Here is a 22,325-nt window from a genome sequence, read left to right as displayed (position 1 = left end):
GTAAATAAGGCTTTATTGACTCGTCAATAAAGGCAATAGTTGCCCTATTTGAAATGATCCTGTTTATTATTGCAAGCCTAACCTGATAACCTACCGCCATGAGCAAAACACACTTAACGACCGACAAATTCGCCCAAATGGGCCTCGAACCCGAAGTTCTGGCTGGTCTGGAATCAAAGGGATTTCACTATTGTACGCCCATCCAGGCACTCTCTCTGCCACTGCTGGTAGAAGGCCATGACCTCGCCGGACAGGCCCAGACCGGCACCGGCAAGACCATCGCCTTCCTGGCCGCCACCTTCAACTATTTGCTGACTCACCCGCTGACCAAGCCCCGTCTGGTTAACCAACCCAGAGCCATCATCATGGCCCCCACCCGGGAACTGGCAGTACAGATCTACAACGATGCCGACAGCATCGCCGCCTCTACCGGCCTGAAACTCGGCCTCGCCTACGGTGGCGAAGGTTACGACAAGCAGCTGGCCGTACTGGAGCAGGGCGTCGATATCCTGATCGGCACCACCGGTCGCATCATCGACTACTTCAAGTCCAAGGTGATCGATCTGAGCAACATTCAGGTCGTGGTACTGGACGAAGCAGATCGCATGTTCGATCTGGGCTTCATCAAGGACATCCGCTTCCTGTTCCGCCGCATGCCGCCCGCGACCGAGCGTCTGAGCATGCTGTTCTCCGCCACCCTCTCCCTGCGTGTGCAGGAGTTGGCCTATGAACACATGAACCACCCGGAACATGTGCAGGTAGAGCCGGAGCAGATGACCGGCGTGCGGATCAAGGAGGAGCTGTTCTACCCCTCCAATGAAGACAAGATGTTGCTGCTGCTCTCCCTGATGGAAGAGGAGTGGCCGGAAAAAGCGATCGTCTTCGCCAACACCAAGCATGTCTGTGAAGACGTCCATGCCTGGCTGGAAAACGACGGCCACCGCGTCGGTCTGCTGACCGGTGACGTGCCGCAGAAGAAGCGGATGAAGATCCTCGAGGATTTCACCAAGGGTGCGCTCGATATTCTGGTCGCCACCGACGTTGCCGCCCGCGGTCTGCACATCCCTGACGTGACCCACGTCTTCAACTATGACCTGCCCGACGACGCCGAAGACTATGTACACCGTATCGGTCGTACCGGTCGTGCCGGCAAGAGCGGTCACTCCATCAGCCTGGCCTGTGAAGACTATGCCTTCAACCTGCCGGCCATCGAGGAGTACATCCACCACGCCATTCCGGTCAGCAAATATGATCGCGAAGCGCTGCTGGATGATGTCACCCCGCCGAAACGGGTATTCCGCAACCGTCAGCCGGTGAACCGCAACATGCGGGATCGCCAGGGTGGCAACAGCAACAACCGCCGTCGTCCGCCGCGCAAGAGCTAAGGACAGGCCCGTTGCACAACTCGCCGCTCTATGCCGCTATCGACCTCGGCTCCAACAGCTTTCATATGCTGGTGGTGCGCGAGGTCGCCGGAGCCCTGCGCACCGTCGCCAAGGTCAAACGCAAGGTGCGCCTCGCTGCCGGGCTCGATGCAGACTTTCGTCTTAGCCGTGCCGCCATGGAGCGGGGCTGGGACTGTCTGCGCCTGTTCGCCGAACAGCTGCAGGACATTCCGGCCGACAACATCCGGGTAGTGGGCACCGCCACCTTGCGGCTTGCCACCAACGTCGATGAGTTCCTCAGCGAAGCTGAACGGGTGCTCAACCACAGCATCGAGATCATCTCTGGCGAGGAAGAGGCCAAGACTATCTATGAAGGGGTCTCCTGGACCTCTGCTGGTGAAGGTAATCGACTGGTCATCGACATCGGCGGCGCCAGTACCGAACTGGTGATAGGCGAGCATAGCGAAGCGAAACTGCTCAACAGCCTGCACATGGGCTGCGTCACCTGGCTCAACAATCACTTCGGTGATGGCGAGCTCTCCGAGGCCCGTTTCGAACAGGCGATTACTGCCGCCAAGGCGGTGCTGGAGAAGGTGGCGGAAGATTACCGCGCCCTCGGCTGGCGTACCTGCGTCGGCGCTTCCGGCACGGTACAGGCGCTGCAAGAGATCATGCTGGCGCAAGGGAAGAGCGAACGGGTAACCCTGCCGAAGTTGCAGGAGCTGATGGGTCAGGCCATCGCCTGCGGCAAGCTGGACCAGCTGCAACTGGAAGGGCTGGCGGCCGAGCGGCTGACCGTGTTCCCCTCCGGCCTCGCCATCCTCATCGCCATTTTCGAAACTCTCAATATCGAGAGTATGACCCTCGCGGGTGGCGCCCTGCGTGAAGGGCTGATCTATGGCCTGCTGGGCAACAATCACGACTGTGATGCCCGGGATCGCACCGCAGACAGCCTGATCAGCCGCTATCAGCTGGATAAGGAGCATGCCGAGCGGGTGCGTGATACCGCCGTCGAGGCGTTCAACCAGCTGCAACCGGCCTGGCGGCTCTCCAAACGCTACGGTCGCCCGATCCTGCGCTACGCAGCACTGCTGCACGAAATCGGTCTCTGTATCGAGTACAAGAAGGCGCCGCAACACGCCGCCTACATCATCGACAACATCGATATGCCGGGCTTTACCCCTGCGCAGAAGAAGCTGTTGTCGGCCCTGCTGTTCAACCAGCGGGATGAATTCAAGCTGGAGCCACTGGAGAAGCAGGGGGCGGTCACCGGTCGTCAGGCGATCCGGCTGGCCCGCATCCTGCGCATCGCCCTGATCCTCTGCATGCGCCGCACCCAGGGCACAGTGCCCAGCTTCACCCTGCAGGCAGAAGAGGAGTCACTGACCCTGACCCTGCCCAAGGGATGGATGGAGGAGCACTACCTGCGCGCCAGCGAGCTACGGCTCGAAATGGAACGTCAGCAGAAGATGGGCTGGCCGACCCGCGTGCAGGAAGCCTGAACCAGTAGTTTACCTGTTTTGGAGCCGATCATGCCGGATTACCAACCTATCAGCTGCGATCTCTACGATTGGCTCGAAATTGCCGCCAGCTGGCAACTGTCGGTGACCCTCACCAGTCGCGACGAGCGCCAATGGGCTGACAAGATCCGCACCATCGAGGCCAGCGAAGGGGTCGAGTATCTGCTGCTGCACAGTGGCGAGCGGCTCAGCCTCGCGGATCTGGCGACCCTGCGCCTGAGCTGGCAAGGGGAAGAGAAGCTGATCCACTTCACGCCAAGCAACTGAACCCAATACGCAAAAGGAGGGCCAACGTCATGTTGGCCCTCCTTTTTGCATCTGCAGCTCACTCCGGCCGTTAACTCGCTGCCAATGCAGCCATCACGTAGACATCGAAGCGGTTGCTCTTGGTCTCGATGGCCATGCTGGGCTTCTGTTCGTTGAGCCAGCCCGCATAGTCCGGCCGCTTCACCACTACCCGCTTCTCAGCCATCTTGAGCGCGGCAGGCAACAGGGCATCCGCATCGAGATCCGGTCCCACCAGCGACTGGAATACCCGCATCTCTTTTTTCACCAACGCCGACTTCTGCTTGTGAGGGAACATGGGGTCGAGGTAGATCACCTCGGGCCGCTCCGGCAGCGCCAGCAGATTGTCCACGGCAGGCCCGTGCAGCAGTTGCATCCGCTCGCGCACCCAGGGGCCAATCTCGGGATCTTGCGCCGCCCGTGCCAGCCCGTCCTGCAACAGAGCTGCCACCACAGGGCTGCGCTCGATCAGGGTCACCTTGCAACCGAGGGACGCGAGCACGAAGGCATCGCGCCCCAGACCGGCAGTGGCATCCACCACGGTCGGTGTGGCACCGGCCTTGAGCCCCACTGCCTTGGCGATGGACTGGCCACGACCTCCACCAAATTTGCGGCGATGCGCCACCGTCCCCGCCACGAAATCCACATAGACGGCACCCAGCTTGGGTTCATCCAGCTTGCGCAACTCCAGCCGCTCCGGAGTAAACACCAGAGCAAACAGGGGAAGGTCGATTTGGCCAAGCTGGCTGGCCAGCGCGTCTGCCTGCGCGGCCTTGGCGGGGTCTTCGAGGAGGATTTGCATGGTCTCTGGATGCGTTCTAAGTTCAGTGAAGCGAGTGTACCACAACCCCCTCATATCCCGGAGAATCCCATGCAGCTGCTGATAGCCCTGTTGCTTGCCGCCCAGAGCAGCACCAGTCTCAAGGTATGCGGTGTAGACTGGCCTCCCTTCTCCTACGCCGAACAAGGCAAACTGATGGAAGGGATATCGGTGGAGATCCATCAGGAAGCAACCAGACGCCTCGATATGACCCTCACCCTGCTCGAACTGCCCTGGGGACGCTGCGAACAGTATGTCAGCACCCAGCTGGCGGATGGCATTCTCGACAATGCCCCCCTGCCCGGCTGCTACCACTCTGACCTTGCCACAGCCTTCTACCCGCTGGCCGCCTATGTGCGTACCGACAGTCCGTTACAGACCTTCTCGTGGGAGATGGCCAAGGGGCTGAAAGTAGGGATGGTCAGGGGCTATGACTATACCGACAAGATCAGGAACTTCACCGGATGGGACCCCATCAAGGCCCATTCAGACAAGCAGTTGCTGCTGTTGCTAGAGAAGAGCCGGGTTGACCTCATCATCCTCGACTACTTCTCGGCCCCCATCCTCTCCAGGGAGCAGGACGTAAAGATCCGCCCCCTCACCCCCTTTATCGACTCGACACCGCTCTACCTCTGTTTTGGCAAGCAGAAAGCAGACCTGTTGCCTGCCTACAACAAGGCATTGCAACAGATGCTGGACGAGGGAGTCCTGGATCGCATCTACCTGCGCTATCTCGGCGAGGATTACCGGACACTGCAAGCAAAGCAGGAACAGATGACATCGAAGGAGTAAGCACACCTAACTGATCTGCAGAAACATCCCCTTGTCATTGAGCTGCAGATATTCGGTGAGATCGTCATAGGCCAGCGGGCGGCTGAGCAGATAACCCTGGGTGAAGGCACATCCCTTCTGGCAGAGGAAATTGAGCTGCTCGCGGGTCTCTACCCCCTCAATCACCACCTGCATACCGAGGTTGTGCACTATGTTGATGATGCCGTCCAGCAGCATCCGATCCTGCTCGTTGAAGGGGATATGGCGCACAAAAGAGCGGTCGATCTTGACCAGATCCACTGGGAAAGAGCGCAGATAGTTGAGGGCAGAGTAGCCGGTACCGAAATCATCGATAGCCAGCTTGCAACCCGCCTCGCGCAGGGCATCGATCCGCACCCGGTGCTGATCACTGCTCTCCATCAGCAGAGATTCTGTGATTTCGATGATGATGTCGGCAGGATCGAGCCCGAAGTGCTGGATCACCTTGAGCCACTCGCTCGCCTCGGGGTCGATAGTCTGGAACTCCATGGTGGAGCGGTTGATCGACATCTGCAGATCAGGGAAGCCGGACTGCTGCAACCGTGCCAGATCCCGGCATGATTGCCACAACACCAGCGCCCCCAGCCCCTGAATCAACCCCGCCTCTTCCGCCAGCGGGATAAACTCGGCTGGCGACACCTGTCCCCACTGAGGGTGATACCAGCGCACCAGCGCCTCCAGCTTGGCGACCCGACCGCTGCGGTTGTCCCAGATCGGCTGGTAGGCCATGGTTAACTGCTCCAGCTTGATCGCCTCCGCCAGATCCTGCTGCATCTGGTGGCGCTGACGCACCTCTTCCCGCATGGAGGAGCAGTAGGTACCGATCAACCGCCCCTGCCGCTTGGCGGCAAACAGCGCTTGTTCGGCGTTGCGCAGCAGCTCGTCACTCTCGCTACCATCGACGGGGCAGAGGGTCATCCCCACGGTTGCCGTAACATAGAGATGCTGGTTGGCCAGCATGAAGGGACGGGTAAAGCTACCAATAACCTGCTTGGCAAACACCTCGGCCTGACGACGGGTGACGATGCCTGGCACCAGAAAGGCGAACTCATCACCACCGATGCGGGCCACCAGGTCCTCGGTACGCACCCGGCTCACCAGCCGGTCAGATACCTCCCGCAACAGGGCGTCTCCGGCATGGTGATCCATGCTGTTGTTGACCGCCTTGAAGTTGTTGAGGTCGAGCACCATCAGCGCGAAGCGCTCGCCCCGCTCGCAGAAGCGGCTGAGACAGCGACTGAACAGCCAGCGGTTGGGCAGGCTGGTGAGGTTGTCATAGTTGGCTTGGGCTGCGATCTTCTGCTCGGCCAGCTTGGTCTGGGAAAGATCACTGAAAATGGCGATGTACTGGCTGATCCTGCCTCCTTCCCGCAGGGTGCTAATCATCAGCTGCTGTGGATAGAGCTTGCCATTCTTGCGCTTGTTCCACACCTCACCACGCCATACCCCCACCCGCTCCAGCGCGTGGTACATATCGGCATAGAAGGTCTGATCGTGCAGCCCCGACTTGAGCAGGCTGGGGCGCTGCCCCCGCACCTCGTCGCTGCTATAACCGGTGATCTGCTCGAAGGCCGGGTTGACCGAGATGATGCGGCTATCGGCATCGCACACCAGAATCGCCTCGGAGAGATTGTCATAGACACGGTGAGAGAGTTTGAGCTGCTCCGCATGGCGCTTGAGAGGATCGATATTCTCCAGCAAAACCATCAGGTAGTCAGGTTGCTGCTGCTCGTCACGGATCAGGGTGACGGTTACCCGGCCCCACAGGATCTGACCCCCCTTGCAGAAGTAGCGCTTCTCCCGGGTAAAACTGCTGCGCTCGCCACGGCGGATCTCTTCGTAGCAGACGAGGCTGCCCTGCCAATCCTCAGGATGGTTGATGTCGGAGATGGATCGCTGTAGCAACTCGTCAAGGGGATAGCCAAGCATCTGCTCGATGGCCGGGTTGGCCCAGAGGATACGGCCAGCCAGATCCAGTTTGCCGATCCCCACCGGAGCCTGGAACAGCATGCTCTGCAATGCATGGGACGGTTCAGGCATAGGGGGGGGCAGCTGTCGTTGCAACATCAGCGCCAGCTCACGACCCGCCAACGGAGCCAGCAACCGAAGCAGCCCCATCACCTTGCCCATATTGGCCTGTGGCTGACGGTAAAGCAGAGCGCAGATACCTATGGTCTCGCCATCTGCATTCCTGAGGGCGATCCCGGCATAAGCCTGAGGTTGCCATTCCTGCGCAAGGGGAACGTTGGCAAAGAGCTGGAGCAGACGATCGCTAAACCAGGCTTCCCCCTCCTGCCAGGTAATGGCATCGGGAGAGTCAGCAAGTGGCAGCGTCAGGGTATCGGTGTCAAGGGAGGAGGGATAAGCGGTCTGAACCGTCAGGTGGGTAGCATTTGATTCCCTGCTGGCGATCAGGACGACATCAGCCATCACAGCAGCGGCGATTTCACTCACAAAGGTATCGAAATATCCCTGACCGCTCGAGTGAGCCAGACTGGAGATGATTTGACAGACGGAATCGAGTGCTCGCCTCATGGCAAGTGGCTTTCTCTCCTTGAAGGTTAGAACACGACTCTACTGAAGAGCAGTGGACTGTGCAAATATGCAATCAGCAAGATATTAAAAAGCCTTGAAAAAAGGGACCAAAAGGTCCCTTTTTATCGCAGAAATCACGTCTTGATCTCACTATGGCTCAAAAATGTATCTGCTTGAGGCTCTGTGCAGTCGTGGCCATCAGCCTCATGCGGCAATCCCGCTGTGTCGCAGCAGTGCATCCACCTTGGGCTCACGACCACGGAAGGCTCGGAACAGCTCCATCGGCTCCTTCGAGCCCCCCTTCTCCAGAATATTCTTCAGGAAGGATTGGCCGGTGGCCGGGTTGAAGATCCCCTCCTCCTCGAAGCGGGAGAAGGCATCGGCAGAGAGCACCTCGGCCCACTTGTAGCTGTAGTAGCCCGCCGCATAGCCGCCCGCGAAGATGTGGGAGAAGCTGTGCTGGAAGCGGTTAAACGCTGGCGGCGTCATCACGGCCACCTGGCTGCGAACCTCGTCCAGCAGCGCCGGGATTTGTGCCGAATTAGCCGGGTCAAACTCCTGATGGAGGCGGAAGTCGAACAGGGCGAACTCCAGCTGACGCAGCATCTGCATCGCCGCCTGGAAGTTGCGGGCGGTCAGCATCTTCTCCAGCAGATCGGCAGGCAGCGGCTCGCCGGTCTCGTAGTGGCCGGAGATAAAGGCCAGCGCCTCGGACTCCCAGCACCAGTTCTCGAGGAACTGACTCGGCAGCTCCACTGCATCCCAGGCCACGCCGTTGATACCGGCGACACCGGCAACGTCGATACGGGTCAGCATGTGGTGAATGCCGTGGCCAAACTCATGGAACAGGGTGACCACTTCGTTGTGGGTGAACAGCGCCGGTTTGCCATCCACCGGACCATTGAAGTTGCAGGTCAGGTAGGCCACCGGCTTTTGCAGCGAGCCATCCTGACGGTAGCGACGACCCAGACAGACATCCATCCAGGCCCCGCCCTGCTTGTGCTCGCGGGCGTAGAGGTCGAGATAGAAGCTGCCGCGCAGCTCGTCGTCGGCATCGAAGATGTCGTAGAAGCGCACGTCAGGGTGCCAGGTGTCGATGCCGAGGCGCTCGCGCACCTTCATGCCGAACACCCGCTTCACCACTTCGAACAACCCTTTCACCACCTTGTTGGCGGGGAAATAGGGGCGCAGTTGCTCATCGGAGATGGAAAACTTGTGCTGCTTGAGCTTCTCGGCGTAGTAGGCGAGATCCCAGGCGGCCAGCTCGCTCTGACCGTGCTGTTCGGCGGCGAAGGTGCGGATCTCCTCTAGCTCAGCCTTGCCTTGCGGCAGGGATTTGGCCGCCAGATCGGTGAGAAAGCTCACCACCTGTTCGGTCTTGTCCGCCATCTTGGTGGCCAGGGAGAGCTCGGCATAGTTGGCAAAGCCCAGCAACTGAGCCAGTTCGCGGCGCAGGGTGAGCAGCTCGCTCATGATGGCGGAGTTGTCCCACTTGCCCGCATTGGGGCCCTGATCGGAGGCGCGGGTGGTGAAGGCCTCATACATCTCGGCGCGCAGCTCGCGGTTGTCGGCATACATCATCACCGGCAGGTAAGAAGGGATATCCAGAGTGAACAGCCACCCCTCTTTGCCTTTAAGTTCAGCCATCTGACGGGCAGCGGCGCGCACGCTGTCGGGCAAGCCGGCCAGTTCGGCTTCATCGGCCACCAGCTTGTGCCAGCCCTGGGTCGCATCCAGCACGTTGTTGCTGAAGCGGGAGGCCAGCTCGGAGAGGCGGGCCTGAATTTCACCGTAGCGCTGCTGCGCCTCGGCAGGCAGACCGATACCGGAGAGGCGGAAGTCACGCAGGGTATTCTGGATCTCCTTGCGCTGGGCGCCGCTCAGCAGCGGGAAATCATCGCTCTGGGAGAGGGCCAGATAGGCCTGATAGAGCCCTTCATGCTGACCGACATAGGTCTGGAATTCGGAGAGCAGCGGCAGGCAGGCATCATGGGCCTCGCGCAGCGCTTCGCTGTTTAGTACGGAGTTGAGGTGGCTGACCGGTGACCAGATCCTTGACAGACGGTCATTTACCTCTTCCAGCGGGGCAATCAGGCTATCCCAGGTATGGGGATCACGCTGGGCCAGCACATCGCTGATCTTCTGCTTGCAGTCAGCAATCGCCTGAATCACGGCAGGCTGAACCTGCTCCGGCTTGATCTGGCTGAAAGGGGGCAGAGAATCCATTGTCAGCAAAGGGTTATTCATCCCGGTTACCTCTTGTTTGGTCTTGAACAGACCGCTTTAGCAGCTCTGTATGGCTTTCTAACATGTGGCCAAGCCACGCAATAATCAAGCGGGAATCCGCCGCAACCCTGTACTTTTCCAGCCATTGCGACCCGGATCTCTGCCGTTGCTGCAATTTTGCCATCAACAACCTGCAACAGGATGAATCTACGAGATTTTTTGGCTCTTACCGGCACTTCCAAGGAACAAACCAGTCGCCATTTACCGATTTAATAGCTGCTCACCCGGCATCGAACCGCTCAGTCAGGATCCCCGGCAAGAAGTAGGTGATGAGAAAAATTATCAATATTTTTCAGTTGATTAGAATCACAACCGACTATTGATTAATTTATTTTCAAGCATCTATCATAGGCAACCTGCCATGCAGGTCACTTGATTCTCTGTGATGCACAGAAATCGGGTGAAAAAGGCAAAGTGACCCGAAAGGGCGCGACGCAAAGCTACCGGTCTAAGGGAGATTTCCTATGACAGCGGGGCTGCCCCCGGGAGCGTTCGGCCAAAGCTGACCGCTCCATTTTGTACTGTATGGAGATATCAAGATGAACAAACTGAAGTTATCCCTGCTGGGCTGTCTGCTCGGCATGGGCGCCCCCATGGCGCAGGCTGCCTCAGCCGGCCAGGCCATGGTCAATCCCCAGTCCGGTGTCGTGGTGGGTTACTGGCACAACTGGTGCGGTGGCGCCGGCTATCAGGGCGGTACTGCCCCCTGCGTCAAGCTCGACCAGGTCAATCCGCAATACAACGTGGTCGATGTCTCCTTCATGAAGGTGTACGGCAGCGATCCCATCCCCACCTTCAAACTAGACCCAGCCACCGGCATGAGCGAGAGCCAGTTTATCGAGCAGATTGCCCTGCTGAACAGCCAGGGCCGCTCCGTGCTGCTGGCGCTGGGCGGCGCCGATGCACACATCGAGCTGCGTACCGGTCAGGAGCAGGCCTTCGCCGACGAGATCATCCGTCTGGTGGAGACCTATGGCTTCGACGGTCTGGACATCGATCTGGAGCAGTCCGCCATCACTGCCGCCAACAACCAGACCGTGATCCCGGCGGCCCTGCGGCTGGTCAAGGAGCACTACCGCGCCCAGGGGAAAAACTTCCTCATCACCATGGCGCCCGAGTTCCCCTATCTGACCCAGACTGGCGCCTACATCCCCTATATCCGCAATCTGGAAGGGTACTACGACTGGATCAATCCCCAGTTCTACAACCAGGGTGGCGACGGCATCTGGATCGACGGGGTAGGCTGGATCGCCCAGAACAACGATGCCCTGAAAGAAGAGTTCATCTACTACATGGCGGACTCCCTCATCAACGGCAGTCGCGGCTACTACAAGATCCCCCACGACAAGCTGGTATTCGGCATTCCGACCAATATCGATGCGGCCGCCACCGGTTACGTCAAGAATCCGCAGGATCTGTTCGATGCTTTCAACAAGCTGAAGAGCCAGGGTCAGCCCCTGCGCGGCGTGATGACCTGGTCCATCAACTGGGACATGGGTCGCAACGCCGCCGGTCAGTCCTACAACGAATCCTTCATCAAGAGCTACGGCCCCTTCATCCACGATCAGGAGATCACGCCCCCGGTCGACAACGGCAAGCCGGTGTTCAGCGGCTTGAGCGATACCCGCATCAAGCAGGGTACCGCCTTTGATCCGCTGGCCGGCGTCAGCGCCAGTGACAAGGAAGATGGCGATCTGACTGGTCAGATCCAGGTAGAAGGCTCGGTAGACAGCCAGCGCATCGGCCTCTACCCCCTCACCTACAAGGTGAGCGATCGCGACAACAACGTCACCGAGCAGGTACGCACCATCGAGATCTACAGCATGAAGCCGGTATTCAGTGGCGTCACCGATACCACGCTGGAGCTGGGTACCCCCTTCGATCCGATGGCTGGCGTCAGCGCCCATGATGAAGAAGATGGCGACCTGACCGCCCAAATCAAGGTCAGCGGCAGCGTCGACAGCAGCAAGGTCGGCCGCTACACCCTCACCTATCAGGTGAGCGACAGCGCCGGTCAGCAGGTAACCCAGCAGCGCAACGTGACCGTCAGGGAGCAGGGCGCCGTCTGTGAAAACAGCTGGGATGCCAAGAAGGTCTACGTGGGCGGCGACATCGTCAGCCACAACGGCAAGAACTGGCTGGCAGCCTGGTGGACCCAGAACGAAGAGCCGGGCACCACGGGTGACTGGGGCGTCTGGCGCGTACAGGGCGACAGCGACTGCGGCGGCACAACGCCACCCGCCGAAGGCAGCAGCGACTTCACCGTCAGCGCCATGGCGAGCGAGTACACCATAGTCAACGGTCAGGTCAGCATCCGTTTCAACGTGACGACCGCCAACCCGGTCCAAATCACCGCGACTCTAGAGCAGAGCGGCCACAGCCACGGTACCACCAGCAGCCAGGTGAATGGCACCAGCACCCTGGTACTGCAGGGCAGCAATGTCACCGATGGCAGCTACGACGTTGTGATCACCGGTCTGGCTGACGGCCAGCAGCCGGTGGTGCAGCGCTTCCCGGTTGCGCTGACCGAAGAAAGCAGCGGGGGTGGCGAAGGTGACTACCCGGCCTATGCCCCCAACACCGGCTATCAGGCCGGTGATCGGGTCAGCAATGCCGGTGGCAACTACGAGTGCAAACCCTGGCCCTACAGCGGCTGGTGTGGCGGCTCGAGCAGCCACTATGCGCCGGGTACCGGCACAGCCTGGAGCGATGCCTGGATCCAGTTGTAATCAGCCAGCCATAACAAAGAGGGGGAGCCATCGGCTCCCCCTCTCGTTTATTCCTTTCATCCCGCTTAGCGGGCATCTTCCTTCAGCCACTGCGCTACGCGCTTGGCGAAGTAGGTGAGGATGCCATCGGCCCCGGCCCGCTTGAAGCAGAGTAGAGACTCCATGATGGTCTCCTTCTCTTTCAGCCAGCCGTTCTGGATCGCCGCCATGTGCATGGCGTACTCGCCGCTGACCTGATAGGCGAAAGTCGGCACGCCGAACTGATCCTTCACCTGACGAACCACGTCCAGATAGGGCATGCCCGGCTTGACCATCACGCTGTCGGCCCCTTCCTGAATATCCAGCGCCACTTCGTGCAGGGCTTCGTTACTGTTGGCCGGATCCATCTGATAGGTGGCCTTGTTGCTCTTGCCGAGGTTGCCGGCAGAGCCAACCGCATCACGGAATGGGCCGTAGTAGCAGGAAGCGTACTTGGCGGAGTAGGCCATGATCTGGGTGTTGATGAAGCCATTCTCTTCCAGCGCAGCGCGGATGGCGCCGATGCGGCCATCCATCATGTCGGACGGCGCGACGATATCGACCCCGGCCTCGGCGTGGGAGAGCGCCTGCTTGATCAGGATCTCGGTGGTGATGTCGTTCAGCACATAGCCTTCGTCATCGATAATACCGTCCTGCCCGTGGGTGGTGAACGGATCGAGCGCCACGTCGGTGATGACCCCCAGCTCCGGGAAGCGGGCCTTGAGGGCACGCACAGTGCGCTGGGCCAGCCCGTTCGGGTTGTAGGCCTCTTCCGCCATCAGGCTCTTGCTCTCCAGCGGGGTGACCGGGAACAGGGCAATGGCAGGTACGCCCAGCTCCACCAGCTCGGCAGCCTCTTCCAGCAGCAGATCGATGGAGAGACGCTCCACCCCCGGCATGGAGGGAACGGCTTCACGGCGATTCTCCCCCTCCAGCACAAACACCGGATAGATAAGATCGTTGACGGTCAGTACGTTCTCGCGCACCAGACGACGGCTGAAATCATGTTTGCGCAGACGGCGCAGGCGGCGGCCCGGAAAGGCGCCCGGAAGAGTTGTAGCCATGAATCACTCCTGGAGAGGAAGTTGGAAGAACGCGGCGGAGGTGGCCCGGGTATGGGCCAGCAAGGCCTCGGGCGCTTCACCACGACAGGCCGCCACCACCTTGGCGATGTGCGGCAAAAAAGCGGGTTCGTTGCGTTTCTGGCGCGGTTTCAGATCCCGCGGCACCAGATAGGGGGCATCGGTCTCGATCATCAGGCGACCGGCCGGAATACGCGCTACCTGTTCGCGCAGCAGCTGGCCGCGGCGTTCGTCGCAGAGCCAGCCAGTCACCCCGATATGCAGCCCCAGCGCCAGACACTCGTCCAGCTCCTCATCGGAGCCGGTGAAGCAGTGCAGCACGGCTCCCGGCAGCCTCGGCAACCAGGGACGGAGGATCTCGATAAAACGGGAGTGGGCATCGCGGCAGTGGAGAAACACCGGCATCCCGAGCTCGGCAGCCAGTGCCAGCTGGCCGTCGAATACCGCATCCTGCACCGGACGGGGGGAGAAGTCGCGGTTGTAGTCGAGGCCGCACTCGCCAATAGCCACCACCTGCGGCAAGGCTGCCAGCTCGCGCAGGGCGGGCAGGGTCGCCGCATCGACACTCTTGGCATCGTGAGGGTGTACCCCGGCGGTGGAGAAGCAGTAGCCCGGCCAGCGGGCGGCCAACTCTGCGCTCTCGCGGCTGCCGTCCAGATCGGTACCGGTCAGGATCAGCGCTTCCACTCCGGCGGCACGGGCACGGGCCACCAGCTCAGCCTGCTCGCCGGCGAACTGGCTGCTGGTCAGGTTTAAACCGATATCGATCATGGGATGAGACGTTCCGAACAAAAGGAATACATATCAGGTATTTGAAAACCATCTACCGAATGGGGTCTTACCATACGCCTCGAACGGGAGCATGAAAAGAGGAAGGGAGCCTCAGCTCCCCTCGTTCTGCTATTCCTGCGGACTTCGTCATCCTCTCGCCGTCCGGCAAACAGGTGACGAACAACAGAGCCTCAGCTCTCCACATCCGGTTGTTCCTGTTGCTCTTCATCCTCTTTCTTCACGTAGAAGCGGGCGAAGAACAGACCTATCTCCCACAGCGCCCACATCGGGATGGCAAGCAGGGTCTGGGAGAAGACATCAGGCGGCGTCAGCAACATGCCGACCACAAACACCCCGACGATGACGTAGGGACGTTTCTCCTTCAGGTTTTGCGGTGTGGTCACGCCGGTCCAGCAGAGCAGTATGGTGGCCACCGGAATTTCGAACGCCACCCCGAACGCGAAGAACAGGGTCAGTACAAAGTCCAGATAGCTGGCGATATCGGTAGCCACCGTCACCCCTGCGGGTGCTGTGCTGGTGAAGAAACCGAACACCAGCGGGAACACCACGTAGTAGGCGAACGCCATCCCCGCATAGAACAGCAGGGCACTGGAGACCACCAGCGGCATGATCAGGCGCCGTTCGTGCTGGTACAGACCGGGGGCGATAAAAGCCCAGGCCTGATAGAGCAGATAGGGGATCGCCACGAAGAAGGAGACCACCAGCGTCAGCTTGATCGGCGTCAGGAAGGGGGTCGCCACATCCGTCGCTATCATGCTGGTCCCTTCCGGCAGCTGGCTGAGCAGCGGCTGGGCCACGAAGTCGTAGATGTTGTTGGAGAAGTAGATCAGCGCCAGAAACACCACGAGGATGGCGGTAATGGAGCGCAGCAAACGGGTTCTCAGCTCAACCAGATGGCTGATCAGGGGTTGTTCGGCCTGACTCATGGCTTCACCTCCCCTTTTACTGAGGAGTCGCTGACCGGCACCGGCTCGCTCTCCCGCTGGCTGTTGACCGGTGGCACCTCGTGGCTCAGCTGCACCGCAGGCTCAACCGGCGTGGCAGGCTCAGCCTGGGCGACCGGCTCGGGGCGCGGCGGACGGATCTCGTTCTCCACCTGATAGGGGCGATTGACCGACTGGGCCGCCGCCTTGAGCTGTTCGATGGACTCCTGCAGCTCTGGGCTCAGGTTGCTCATCTGCAACTGTTCGGCCTTCTTGAGGTCGTTATGCAGCTCTTGCAACTTGAGCTCCTGCTCCAGCTCGGACTTGACCGAGTTCGCGGTCGAACGAATGAGGCGGATCCAGTGGGTAGCCGTGCGGATGGCAACCGGCAGCCGCTCGGGCCCCAGTACCACCAGTGCTACCACACCGATAACGACCAGCTCCCAAAAACCGATATCGAACATGGCTTAGGCCTGGTCTTTGTCTTTCTGTTTGGCGGTCTCACTACTCTGAGTGGCCGCTTCGTTCAGCTGTTTCGGGGGAAACTCGGCATCTTTCTGCTCGGCCTTGGCATCAGCCGGCTCGTCGGAGAGGGCTTTCTTGAACCCTTTGACCGCCGCACCCAGATCACCGCCGATCCCGCGCAGTTTCTTGGTACCGAACAGCAGCACGACGATGACTGCGATGATCAACAATTGCCAAATACTGATACCACCCATGATTTTCTCTCCAGAACAGGCGCCTGACGGCGCGGTTGTTGATTAATGGGAACGGGTTCGCAACCAGCCGACCAGCCAGCAGAGGGCTGCACCGGCGAGACTGGCTTGTCCCCACTCAATGTGTTGTTTTTGGGTCAGCAAGAATACACCCGCCAATAGCAGGCTGGCTCCAACCCCTAAGAGGTAGCGGGCCTGCCCCTGCCGACGGCTGTGACGGCGGAACTCGGCAAACATCTGGTCGAAATGACGCTGCTGATGACGGGTCTGGCGCAGGGTCTCATAGACCAGCTCCGGCAGCTCCGGCAGCTTCTCCGCCCAGAATGGCGCCTTCTCCTTGATAGCGTTCAATACCGACTTTGGCCCCACCTGTTCGTGCATCCAGTTCTCGAGGAACGGCTTGGCGGTCTGCCACAAATCGAGCTGCGGGTAGAGCTGACGCCCCAACCCTTCCACATAGAGCAGGGTCTTTTGCAGCAGCACCAGCTGCGGCTGCACCGTCATATGGAAGCGACGAGCGGTGTTGAACAGGTTGAGCAGCACGTGACCGAACGAAATTTCGGAGAGCGGCTTCTCGAAGATGGGCTCCAGCACGGTGCGGATGGCGAACTCGAACTCGTCCACCTTGGTATCTGCCGGCACCCAGCCCGACTCCACGTGCAGCTCCGCCACCCGGCGATAGTCGCGGTTGAAGAAGGCGAGGAAGTTCTCCGCCAGATAGCGTTTGTCTTCCCGATTGAGGGTGCCGACGATGCCGCAGTCGATGCCGATCCAGAGCGGGTTTTCCGGGTGCTCATAGGAGACGAAGATGTTGCCTGGGTGCATGTCGGCGTGGAAGAAGCTGTCGCGGAACACCTGAGTGAAGAACACCTCTACCCCGCGCTCGGCCAGCAACTTCATGTTGGTGCCATTGGCTTCCAGCGCCGGTATATCGGAGACCGGAATACCGTAGATGCGCTCCATCACCAGCACCTGCTCGCGGCAGAGGTCGGTGATGATTTCAGGCACATAGAGCGCCTCGGAGCCGGTGAAATTGCGCCGTAGCTGGATGGCGTTGGCCGCTTCGCGCATCAAATTCAGCTCGTCGAGGATGGTCTTGCGATACTCCTCCACCACCTCGATGGGGCGCAGCCGCGCGCTCTGGGGCACGAAGCGGGCCACCAGACGGGCCAGCGCCTGCATCAGTCTCAGGTCGGCCTCGATGACAGGCTCGATGTCGGGACGGATCACCTTGATGACGATCTCGCGGCCACTCTCCTTCAAGCGGGCGGTATGCACCTGCGCGATGGAAGCCGACGCCAGCGGCGTCTCGTCGAAGTCGTCAAACAGGGTTTCGATGGGACAACCCAGGCTCAGCTCGATCTGCTGGCGCGCCGCCTGACCACAGAAGGGGGGCACCCTGTCCTGCAGCAGGGCCAGCTCTTCGGCGATATCTGGCGGCAACAGGTCGCGGCGGGTCGAGAGCATCTGGCCAAACTTGATGAAGATGGGACCAAGTGCCTCGAAGGCGAGGCGGATACGGGCACCGCGGCTGAGATCCGGTTGCTTGTTCTTGAGCCAGAACAGGGAGCGACGGGCCAGACGACCCGGCCAAGGTTGATAGCGGGCGGGCACCAGTTCGTCGATGCCCTGCTCCAGCAGGATGGTGATGATGCGATAGAGGCGTTTGAACTCCTTCGGGGTCATCAGGTCACCTGCTGTTCGAAGCGGGCCAGCCGCAGTTCGACGGCCTTGAGCTGCTGGGCCAGCACCTCGACGTCATCGTTGAAACTCGCCACTTCCAGCGGGCCGGGGGCTAGGCGGGCCTCTTCGGTCAGATATTCCGCCAGCTGGCTGCGGGTGCGGCACAGCTCGCGGCCGACCAGACGACGCGCCTGACGGGCACCGCTGAACAGGGTGTGGGCCAGCACGTCGCCGGTATAGCGCGACAGCTCCTCCTCCCAGTCGATATCCAGCTCACCCAGCAGCACGCTGAATGCCTGCACCAGCTGGGGATCACCGCTCAGATCCAGTTTCTCCTCGCGGATATAACGGGTCAGGGCGGACGGGTCTTTCAGCAGACCAAGGGCGGTCAGCGACAGGCTGAGCACCGCATCAGCCTCCCCTTCATGCTGGGCCATCACATCCAGTCGACGCTCGGAGAAGACAAACCAGAGCGGCTTGAGTTCACGCAGCTCCAGCTTGAGCACCTTGCCCACCAGTTTGCGCAGCCGCTCCGGGCTCTGTTTGTCCAGCGCCAGCAACTGGTTGAGGCTGGTTTCGATCACCGCGGTGACCATGGCATCCATCGGCATAGGCAACCTTAAAACTTGTAACCGCGGTGCAGGGCGACCACACCCTGAGTCAGATTGAAGTACTCCACCTGCTCGAAACCGACATTTTCCATCATGCCAGCCAGGGTCTGCTGATCCGGGTGCATGCGGATGGACTCTGCCAGATATTTGTAGCTTTCACTGTCGTTCGCGACTATTTCGCCCATTTTCGGCAGCAGTTTGAAGGAGTAGAGATCATAGAGCTTGGCGATCACTTCGCTGACCGGCTTGGAGAACTCCAGCACCAGCAGACGGCCACCCGGCTTGAGCACCCGGAACATGGAGGCGAGCGCCTTGTCCTTGTCGGTGACGTTGCGCAGGCCGAAGCCGATGGTAATCACATCGAAGTGGTTATCCGGGAAGGGGAGCGCCTCGGCATTGGCCTGCACGTAGGAGACGTTGTTGGCGACCCCCAGATTGCGCAGCTTGTCGCGGCCCACTTTCAGCATGGAGTCGTTGATATCCGCCAGTACCACCTGACCGGTCTCGCCGACGATGCGGGAGAACTTGGCGGTCAAGTCACCGGTACCACCGGCCAGATCCAGCACCTTCTGGCCCTTGCGCACACCGGAACAGTCGATGGTGAAGCGCTTCCACAGGCGGTGGATGCCGAACGACATCAGATCGTTCATCAGATCATACTTGGCTGCCACCGAATGGAAGACACCTGCTACCAGAGTTTCCTTCTCGGTCGCGGCCACGGTTTTAAAGCCAAAATGCGTTGTCGTTGCTTGTTCTGACATCCCTTAAACACCCATAGAGCAAAGAATGGCCGCCAGTTTACCAGAGCCACTGGCGTCCGGACACCTTAAACCCGGCTCGCAACCAACTGCATGCCCAGCACCACCATGGCCAGACAGAGGAAGAGATTGAGACCGATATTGAGCAGCGCTTTCAGATAGGCCCCATGTTGAGCCAGCACTACCGTATCGAGGGCAAAGGAAGAGAAAGTAGTCAGGGCACCGAGGATCCCCACCATCAGCAGCGGCTTCATCGGGTGTTCCACCACATGACCATGACTGATGAGGGCGAACGCAACCCCCATAATGAAAGAGCCCACCACGTTGACCACCAGAGTCCCGTAAGGAAAGTGGCGCCCCAGCAGCAAGGCCATCAGTTCGGTAATCCCAAAACGAAGGCAGGCGCCGATGGCGCCCCCTGCAGCAACATAGAACCAGGTTTGCATGGTGTCACTCCCTCAGGGTCAGGCCGCCATTATGTCGCAATGGCGGCCCTTGTGCCCAGAGGTGGAACTAATCGTCACCCAGCCTGATTGAAATCTCAGCGGCGAAAATCGATGGGCTCGGCCTCACCCAGCACGATTTCGGTCTGGGCCGGGCGGGTCTGGGCAATCACCTTGCCGTGACGAATCGAGTAACGCACCGGCACCTGACGGCGCACCGCATCGAAGCCGTTGTCGGCGGGCAGGACCAACAGGTTGGCCGGTTTGCCCACTTCGATACCATAGCGATCCTGCACATTCAGGGTGCGGGCGCTGTGGCTGCTGATCAGCTTCAGACCGTCGTTGATCTGCTCGTAACCCATAATCTGGCAGACATGCAGCCCCATGTGCAGCACCTGCAACATGTTGGCGGTGCCCATGGGATACCAGGGGTCAAACACGTCATCGTGACCGAAACAGACGTTGATGTTCGCCTCCAGCATCTCCTTCACCCGGGTAATGCCGCGGCGTTTTGGATAGGTATCGAACCGCCCCTGCAGGTGAATGTTCACCAGCGGATTGGCCACGAAGTTGATGTCCGCCATCTTCAGCAGCCGGAACAGGCGGGAAGCATAGGCGCCATTGTAGGAGTGCATGGCGGTAGTGTGACTGGCAGTGACACGGTGGCCGATACCCCGCTCGTAGGCCAAGGTCGCCAGCGTCTCGATGAAACGGGACTGCTCGTCATCGATTTCGTCACAGTGCACATCGACCAGAACCTGATACTTCTCGGCAAGATCGAAGATGTAATGCAGACTTTCGACCCCATATTCCCGAGTAAACTCGAAATGGGGGATCGCACCGATCACGTCAGCCCCCAGTTTGAGCGCCTCCTCCAGCAATGCCTTGCCATTGGGGTAGGAGAGGATCCCCTCCTGCGGGAAAGCGACAATTTGCAGCTCCACCCACTCCTTCATCTCCTCCCGCACTTCCAGCATCGCCTTCAAGGCCACCAGATTGGGGTCGGAGACATCGACATGAGTGCGCACAAACTGGATGCCGTTGGCGATCTGCCACTTCAGTGTCTGGATGGCGCGCTGTTTAACATCTTCATGGGTCAGCAGCGCCTTGCGCTCGGCCCAGCGCTCGATCCCCTCGAACAGGGTGCCGGAGAGATTCCAGCTCGGCTCGCCCGCCGTCTGGGTGGTATCGAGGTGAATGTGGGGTTCGATAAAGGGAGCGATGGCCAGGCCGCCCTCCCCGTCCAGCACCCGACCGGCGACGGCATGCTCGTCATGGGGTTCGATGGCGGTGATGACCCCATCCTGACAGCGGATCTGCCACAACCCTTCCCGATCGGCAAAACGAATATGTTGAATCAGCATTTGCTAGCTTCCTGTACCAGAACCGGCCGCGGGGTGAGGCGAACCAAAATGAAATAAGTGAAGGCGGCGCCCAATACCGCGTTGAGTGGCACTATGCCCGGCAGCCATTTACCAACAGCCACCCCGACTGCCGTGGCGACCAGCGCCTGCCAGCGCACCGTCTCGAACTGCTGATCGGCAAACTGACGGTAACGCTCACGATTGAGCAGGAAATCCATGATGATAATGCCACCGATCGGCGGAATTGCCGTACTCAAAAAGGCCAGCCAGCCGACAAAGTTGTTGTAAAGCCAGAGGGCGCAAGCCGTACCGATGAGACCGTTGATCACGCTGAGCGGCTTGCTCTTGAGGCCGGTAATGTTGGCAAAACCGAGGCCGGAGGCGTAGAGCGCGTTGTCGTTGGTGGTCCAGATATTGAGGCCCAGCACCAGAATGGCGGGGATCAACAGCCCCTGCATCAGCATCACTTCCGAGATATCGGCCTGCCCCGTTACCGCCGCACCAGCTGCACCGAAGACGAACATTAGCGTGTTGCCCAAAAAAAACGCCACCATGGTAATCATGACGGCACCCCAGGGTTTGCGACCAAAGCGGACAAAGTCGGCGGTCAGGGTTCCTGCACTGATAAAGGAACCGACCACCATGGTCAACGCCGTGGTGAACTCGATGGGATTGCTTGGTTGTACCTGCTGCAGTGCAGCCATGCCACCGGTCGAGGTCACCGCCAGCCAGACCGAGTAGCCGCCAAGCAGTGCAATGGCCGGTACGGCCACAAAGCTCAGCACCATCAGGGCGGAGATGCCGAAGTAGACGGTCACCGTCATCAAAATGCCCGAAATGGCGATCAGCCAGTTCACATCTATGCCGGTCGCCTTCTGCACCGGCAGGGCAAACATCGCCACGCCAACGCCAAACCAGCCGACCTGAGTACCGCCGAGCAGCAGGGATGGCAGCCAGGAACCTTTCACCCCAAAGGAGTAACGAGCCAGCAGATGGGTAGAGAGACCGGTTGAGGCACCGATATAACCGAGACAGGCTGTGTAGATACCCAGCAGCAAGTTGCCGAGCAGTACCGCCTTGATGAAGTCATCGAACACCAGCCCGGTGCCCAGCGCACCACCGGTCCACATGCTGGCAGAGAAGAAGGTCAGGCCTAGCATCACCAGCATCAGCGACAGCACACCTTTGCGCCCTTTGGCGGGTACCGCCCCCAAACAGTATTCGTTATCCTGCGCCATGCTCTCTCTCCACGTAATAGGCAAAACGCGCCGGATTTTACATGTAAAACGTTTTACGTCAATCAATCATGGTTAAATCTATGGATAAAACCATCAATAGCAGTCAAATGAGTAACACATTAGGACTCAAACCAGCAGATAAACAGTGTCGGCTGCAAGCAGAGGGGGTTGCGGGAATAGGGAATGTAAGGGGATATCATAAAAATGACAGATGCAAAAAAGCCTCCCTTTTCAGGGAGGCTTTCTATTTAATGGTGCTGATACCCAGAATCGAACTGGGGACCTCATCCTTACCAAGGATGCGCTCTACCGACTGAGCCATATCAG

Annotated in this window: 19 protein-coding genes and 1 riboswitch; of the genes, 5 read left to right on the top strand and 14 right to left on the bottom strand. The window is 59.7% G+C overall.

Annotation, left to right across the window (positions count from 1 at the left end; translation table 11 throughout):
• Positions 1-98: 98 nt before the first annotated feature.
• The 3 genes from rhlB to G5154_RS19170 are packed head-to-tail and all read left to right on the top strand — an operon-like array spanning position 99 to position 3,172.
• Positions 99-1,385, top strand: coding sequence for an ATP-dependent RNA helicase RhlB (rhlB, locus tag G5154_RS19180; RefSeq protein WP_236348666.1), 1,287 nt, complete (start codon positions 99-101; stop codon positions 1,383-1,385).
• 11 nt (positions 1,386-1,396) lie between these two features.
• Entirely contained in the window at positions 1,397-2,887 is a 1,491-nt protein-coding gene (gppA, locus tag G5154_RS19175; RefSeq protein ID WP_421251519.1) for a guanosine-5'-triphosphate,3'-diphosphate diphosphatase, read from the top strand.
• Positions 2,888-2,917: 30 nt separating this feature from the next.
• Positions 2,918-3,172, top strand: a complete 255-nt coding sequence (locus G5154_RS19170; RefSeq protein WP_337073713.1) for a Rho-binding antiterminator — start codon at positions 2,918-2,920, stop codon at positions 3,170-3,172.
• 70 nt (positions 3,173-3,242) lie between these two features.
• Here G5154_RS19170 and G5154_RS19165 read toward each other — a convergent pair whose 3' ends face one another.
• Positions 3,243-3,992 carry a class I SAM-dependent methyltransferase gene (locus G5154_RS19165; RefSeq protein WP_337073712.1) on the bottom strand — a complete coding sequence of 250 codons (750 nt, stop codon included), beginning with the start codon at positions 3,990-3,992 and terminating at the stop codon, positions 3,243-3,245.
• A 69-nt stretch (positions 3,993-4,061) separates the two neighbouring features.
• On the opposite strand from G5154_RS19165, the gene G5154_RS19160 reads away from it, so the two are divergent.
• The gene (locus tag G5154_RS19160; protein ID WP_005342407.1) at positions 4,062-4,802 is read left to right on the top strand and encodes a substrate-binding periplasmic protein; all 741 of its coding nucleotides are present in this window, start codon (positions 4,062-4,064) and stop codon (positions 4,800-4,802) included.
• Positions 4,803-4,808: 6 nt separating this feature from the next.
• On the opposite strand, the gene G5154_RS19155 is transcribed toward G5154_RS19160, so the two are convergent.
• Positions 4,809-7,355, bottom strand: a complete 2,547-nt coding sequence (locus tag G5154_RS19155; RefSeq protein WP_421251518.1) for a putative bifunctional diguanylate cyclase/phosphodiesterase — start codon at positions 7,353-7,355, stop codon at positions 4,809-4,811.
• Positions 7,356-7,559: 204 nt separating this feature from the next.
• Complete coding sequence (gene prlC, locus G5154_RS19150) at positions 7,560-9,602, bottom strand: oligopeptidase A (protein ID WP_236348675.1); 2,043 nt, start codon at positions 9,600-9,602, stop codon at positions 7,560-7,562.
• 437 nt (positions 9,603-10,039) lie between these two features.
• Positions 10,040-10,125, top strand: a riboswitch (cyclic di-GMP riboswitch).
• A gap of 55 nt (positions 10,126-10,180) precedes the next feature.
• On the opposite strand from prlC, the gene G5154_RS19145 reads away from it, so the two are divergent.
• Entirely contained in the window at positions 10,181-12,370 is a 2,190-nt protein-coding gene (locus G5154_RS19145; RefSeq protein ID WP_421251517.1) for an immunoglobulin-like domain-containing protein, read from the top strand.
• 65 nt (positions 12,371-12,435) lie between these two features.
• Here G5154_RS19145 and hemB read toward each other — a convergent pair whose 3' ends face one another.
• From hemB to codB, 11 genes are all read right to left on the bottom strand, one after another.
• A complete protein-coding gene (gene hemB, locus G5154_RS19140; protein ID WP_005357271.1) occupies positions 12,436-13,452 on the bottom strand; it encodes a porphobilinogen synthase in 1,017 nt (338 codons plus the stop codon).
• Between the two features lie 3 nt (positions 13,453-13,455).
• Complete coding sequence (locus tag G5154_RS19135; RefSeq protein WP_337073708.1) at positions 13,456-14,241, bottom strand: TatD family hydrolase; 786 nt, start codon at positions 14,239-14,241, stop codon at positions 13,456-13,458.
• Positions 14,242-14,432: 191 nt separating this feature from the next.
• Complete coding sequence (tatC, locus tag G5154_RS19130; protein ID WP_040098487.1) at positions 14,433-15,188, bottom strand: twin-arginine translocase subunit TatC; 756 nt, start codon at positions 15,186-15,188, stop codon at positions 14,433-14,435.
• A complete protein-coding gene (tatB, locus tag G5154_RS19125) occupies positions 15,185-15,649 on the bottom strand; it encodes a Sec-independent protein translocase protein TatB (protein WP_421251516.1) in 465 nt (154 codons plus the stop codon). Before tatB ends, tatC begins: the two co-directional genes overlap by 4 nt.
• Positions 15,650-15,652: 3 nt before the next feature.
• Complete coding sequence (gene tatA, locus G5154_RS19120) at positions 15,653-15,904, bottom strand: Sec-independent protein translocase subunit TatA (RefSeq protein ID WP_005339385.1); 252 nt, start codon at positions 15,902-15,904, stop codon at positions 15,653-15,655.
• A 42-nt stretch (positions 15,905-15,946) separates the two neighbouring features.
• On the bottom strand, positions 15,947-17,587 hold the full coding sequence (gene ubiB / locus G5154_RS19115; RefSeq protein ID WP_005339383.1) for a ubiquinone biosynthesis regulatory protein kinase UbiB: 1,641 nt from the start codon (positions 17,585-17,587) through the stop codon (positions 15,947-15,949).
• Entirely contained in the window at positions 17,587-18,195 is a 609-nt protein-coding gene (locus G5154_RS19110; RefSeq protein WP_421251515.1) for a ubiquinone biosynthesis accessory factor UbiJ, read from the bottom strand. Before G5154_RS19110 ends, ubiB begins: the two co-directional genes overlap by 1 nt.
• Before the next feature lie 8 nt (positions 18,196-18,203).
• Positions 18,204-18,956 (bottom strand): bifunctional demethylmenaquinone methyltransferase/2-methoxy-6-polyprenyl-1,4-benzoquinol methylase UbiE, encoded by a 753-nt coding sequence (ubiE, locus tag G5154_RS19105; protein WP_005342396.1) that lies wholly within the window; start codon positions 18,954-18,956, stop codon positions 18,204-18,206.
• 65 nt (positions 18,957-19,021) lie between these two features.
• On the bottom strand, positions 19,022-19,399 hold the full coding sequence (gene crcB, locus G5154_RS19100) for a fluoride efflux transporter CrcB (RefSeq protein ID WP_421251514.1): 378 nt from the start codon (positions 19,397-19,399) through the stop codon (positions 19,022-19,024).
• Positions 19,400-19,494: 95 nt separating this feature from the next.
• A complete protein-coding gene (locus G5154_RS19095) occupies positions 19,495-20,760 on the bottom strand; it encodes a cytosine deaminase (RefSeq protein WP_421251513.1) in 1,266 nt (421 codons plus the stop codon).
• Entirely contained in the window at positions 20,754-21,998 is a 1,245-nt protein-coding gene (codB, locus tag G5154_RS19090; protein ID WP_201963516.1) for a cytosine permease, read from the bottom strand. Before codB ends, G5154_RS19095 begins: the two co-directional genes overlap by 7 nt.
• Positions 21,999-22,325: the final 327 nt, after the last annotated feature.

The organism is Aeromonas sp. 600527, assembly GCF_049175415.1.
Taxonomy (GTDB): domain Bacteria; phylum Pseudomonadota; class Gammaproteobacteria; order Enterobacterales; family Aeromonadaceae; genus Aeromonas; species Aeromonas veronii_A.
This window is presented reverse-complemented; position numbering and strand designations above follow the sequence as displayed.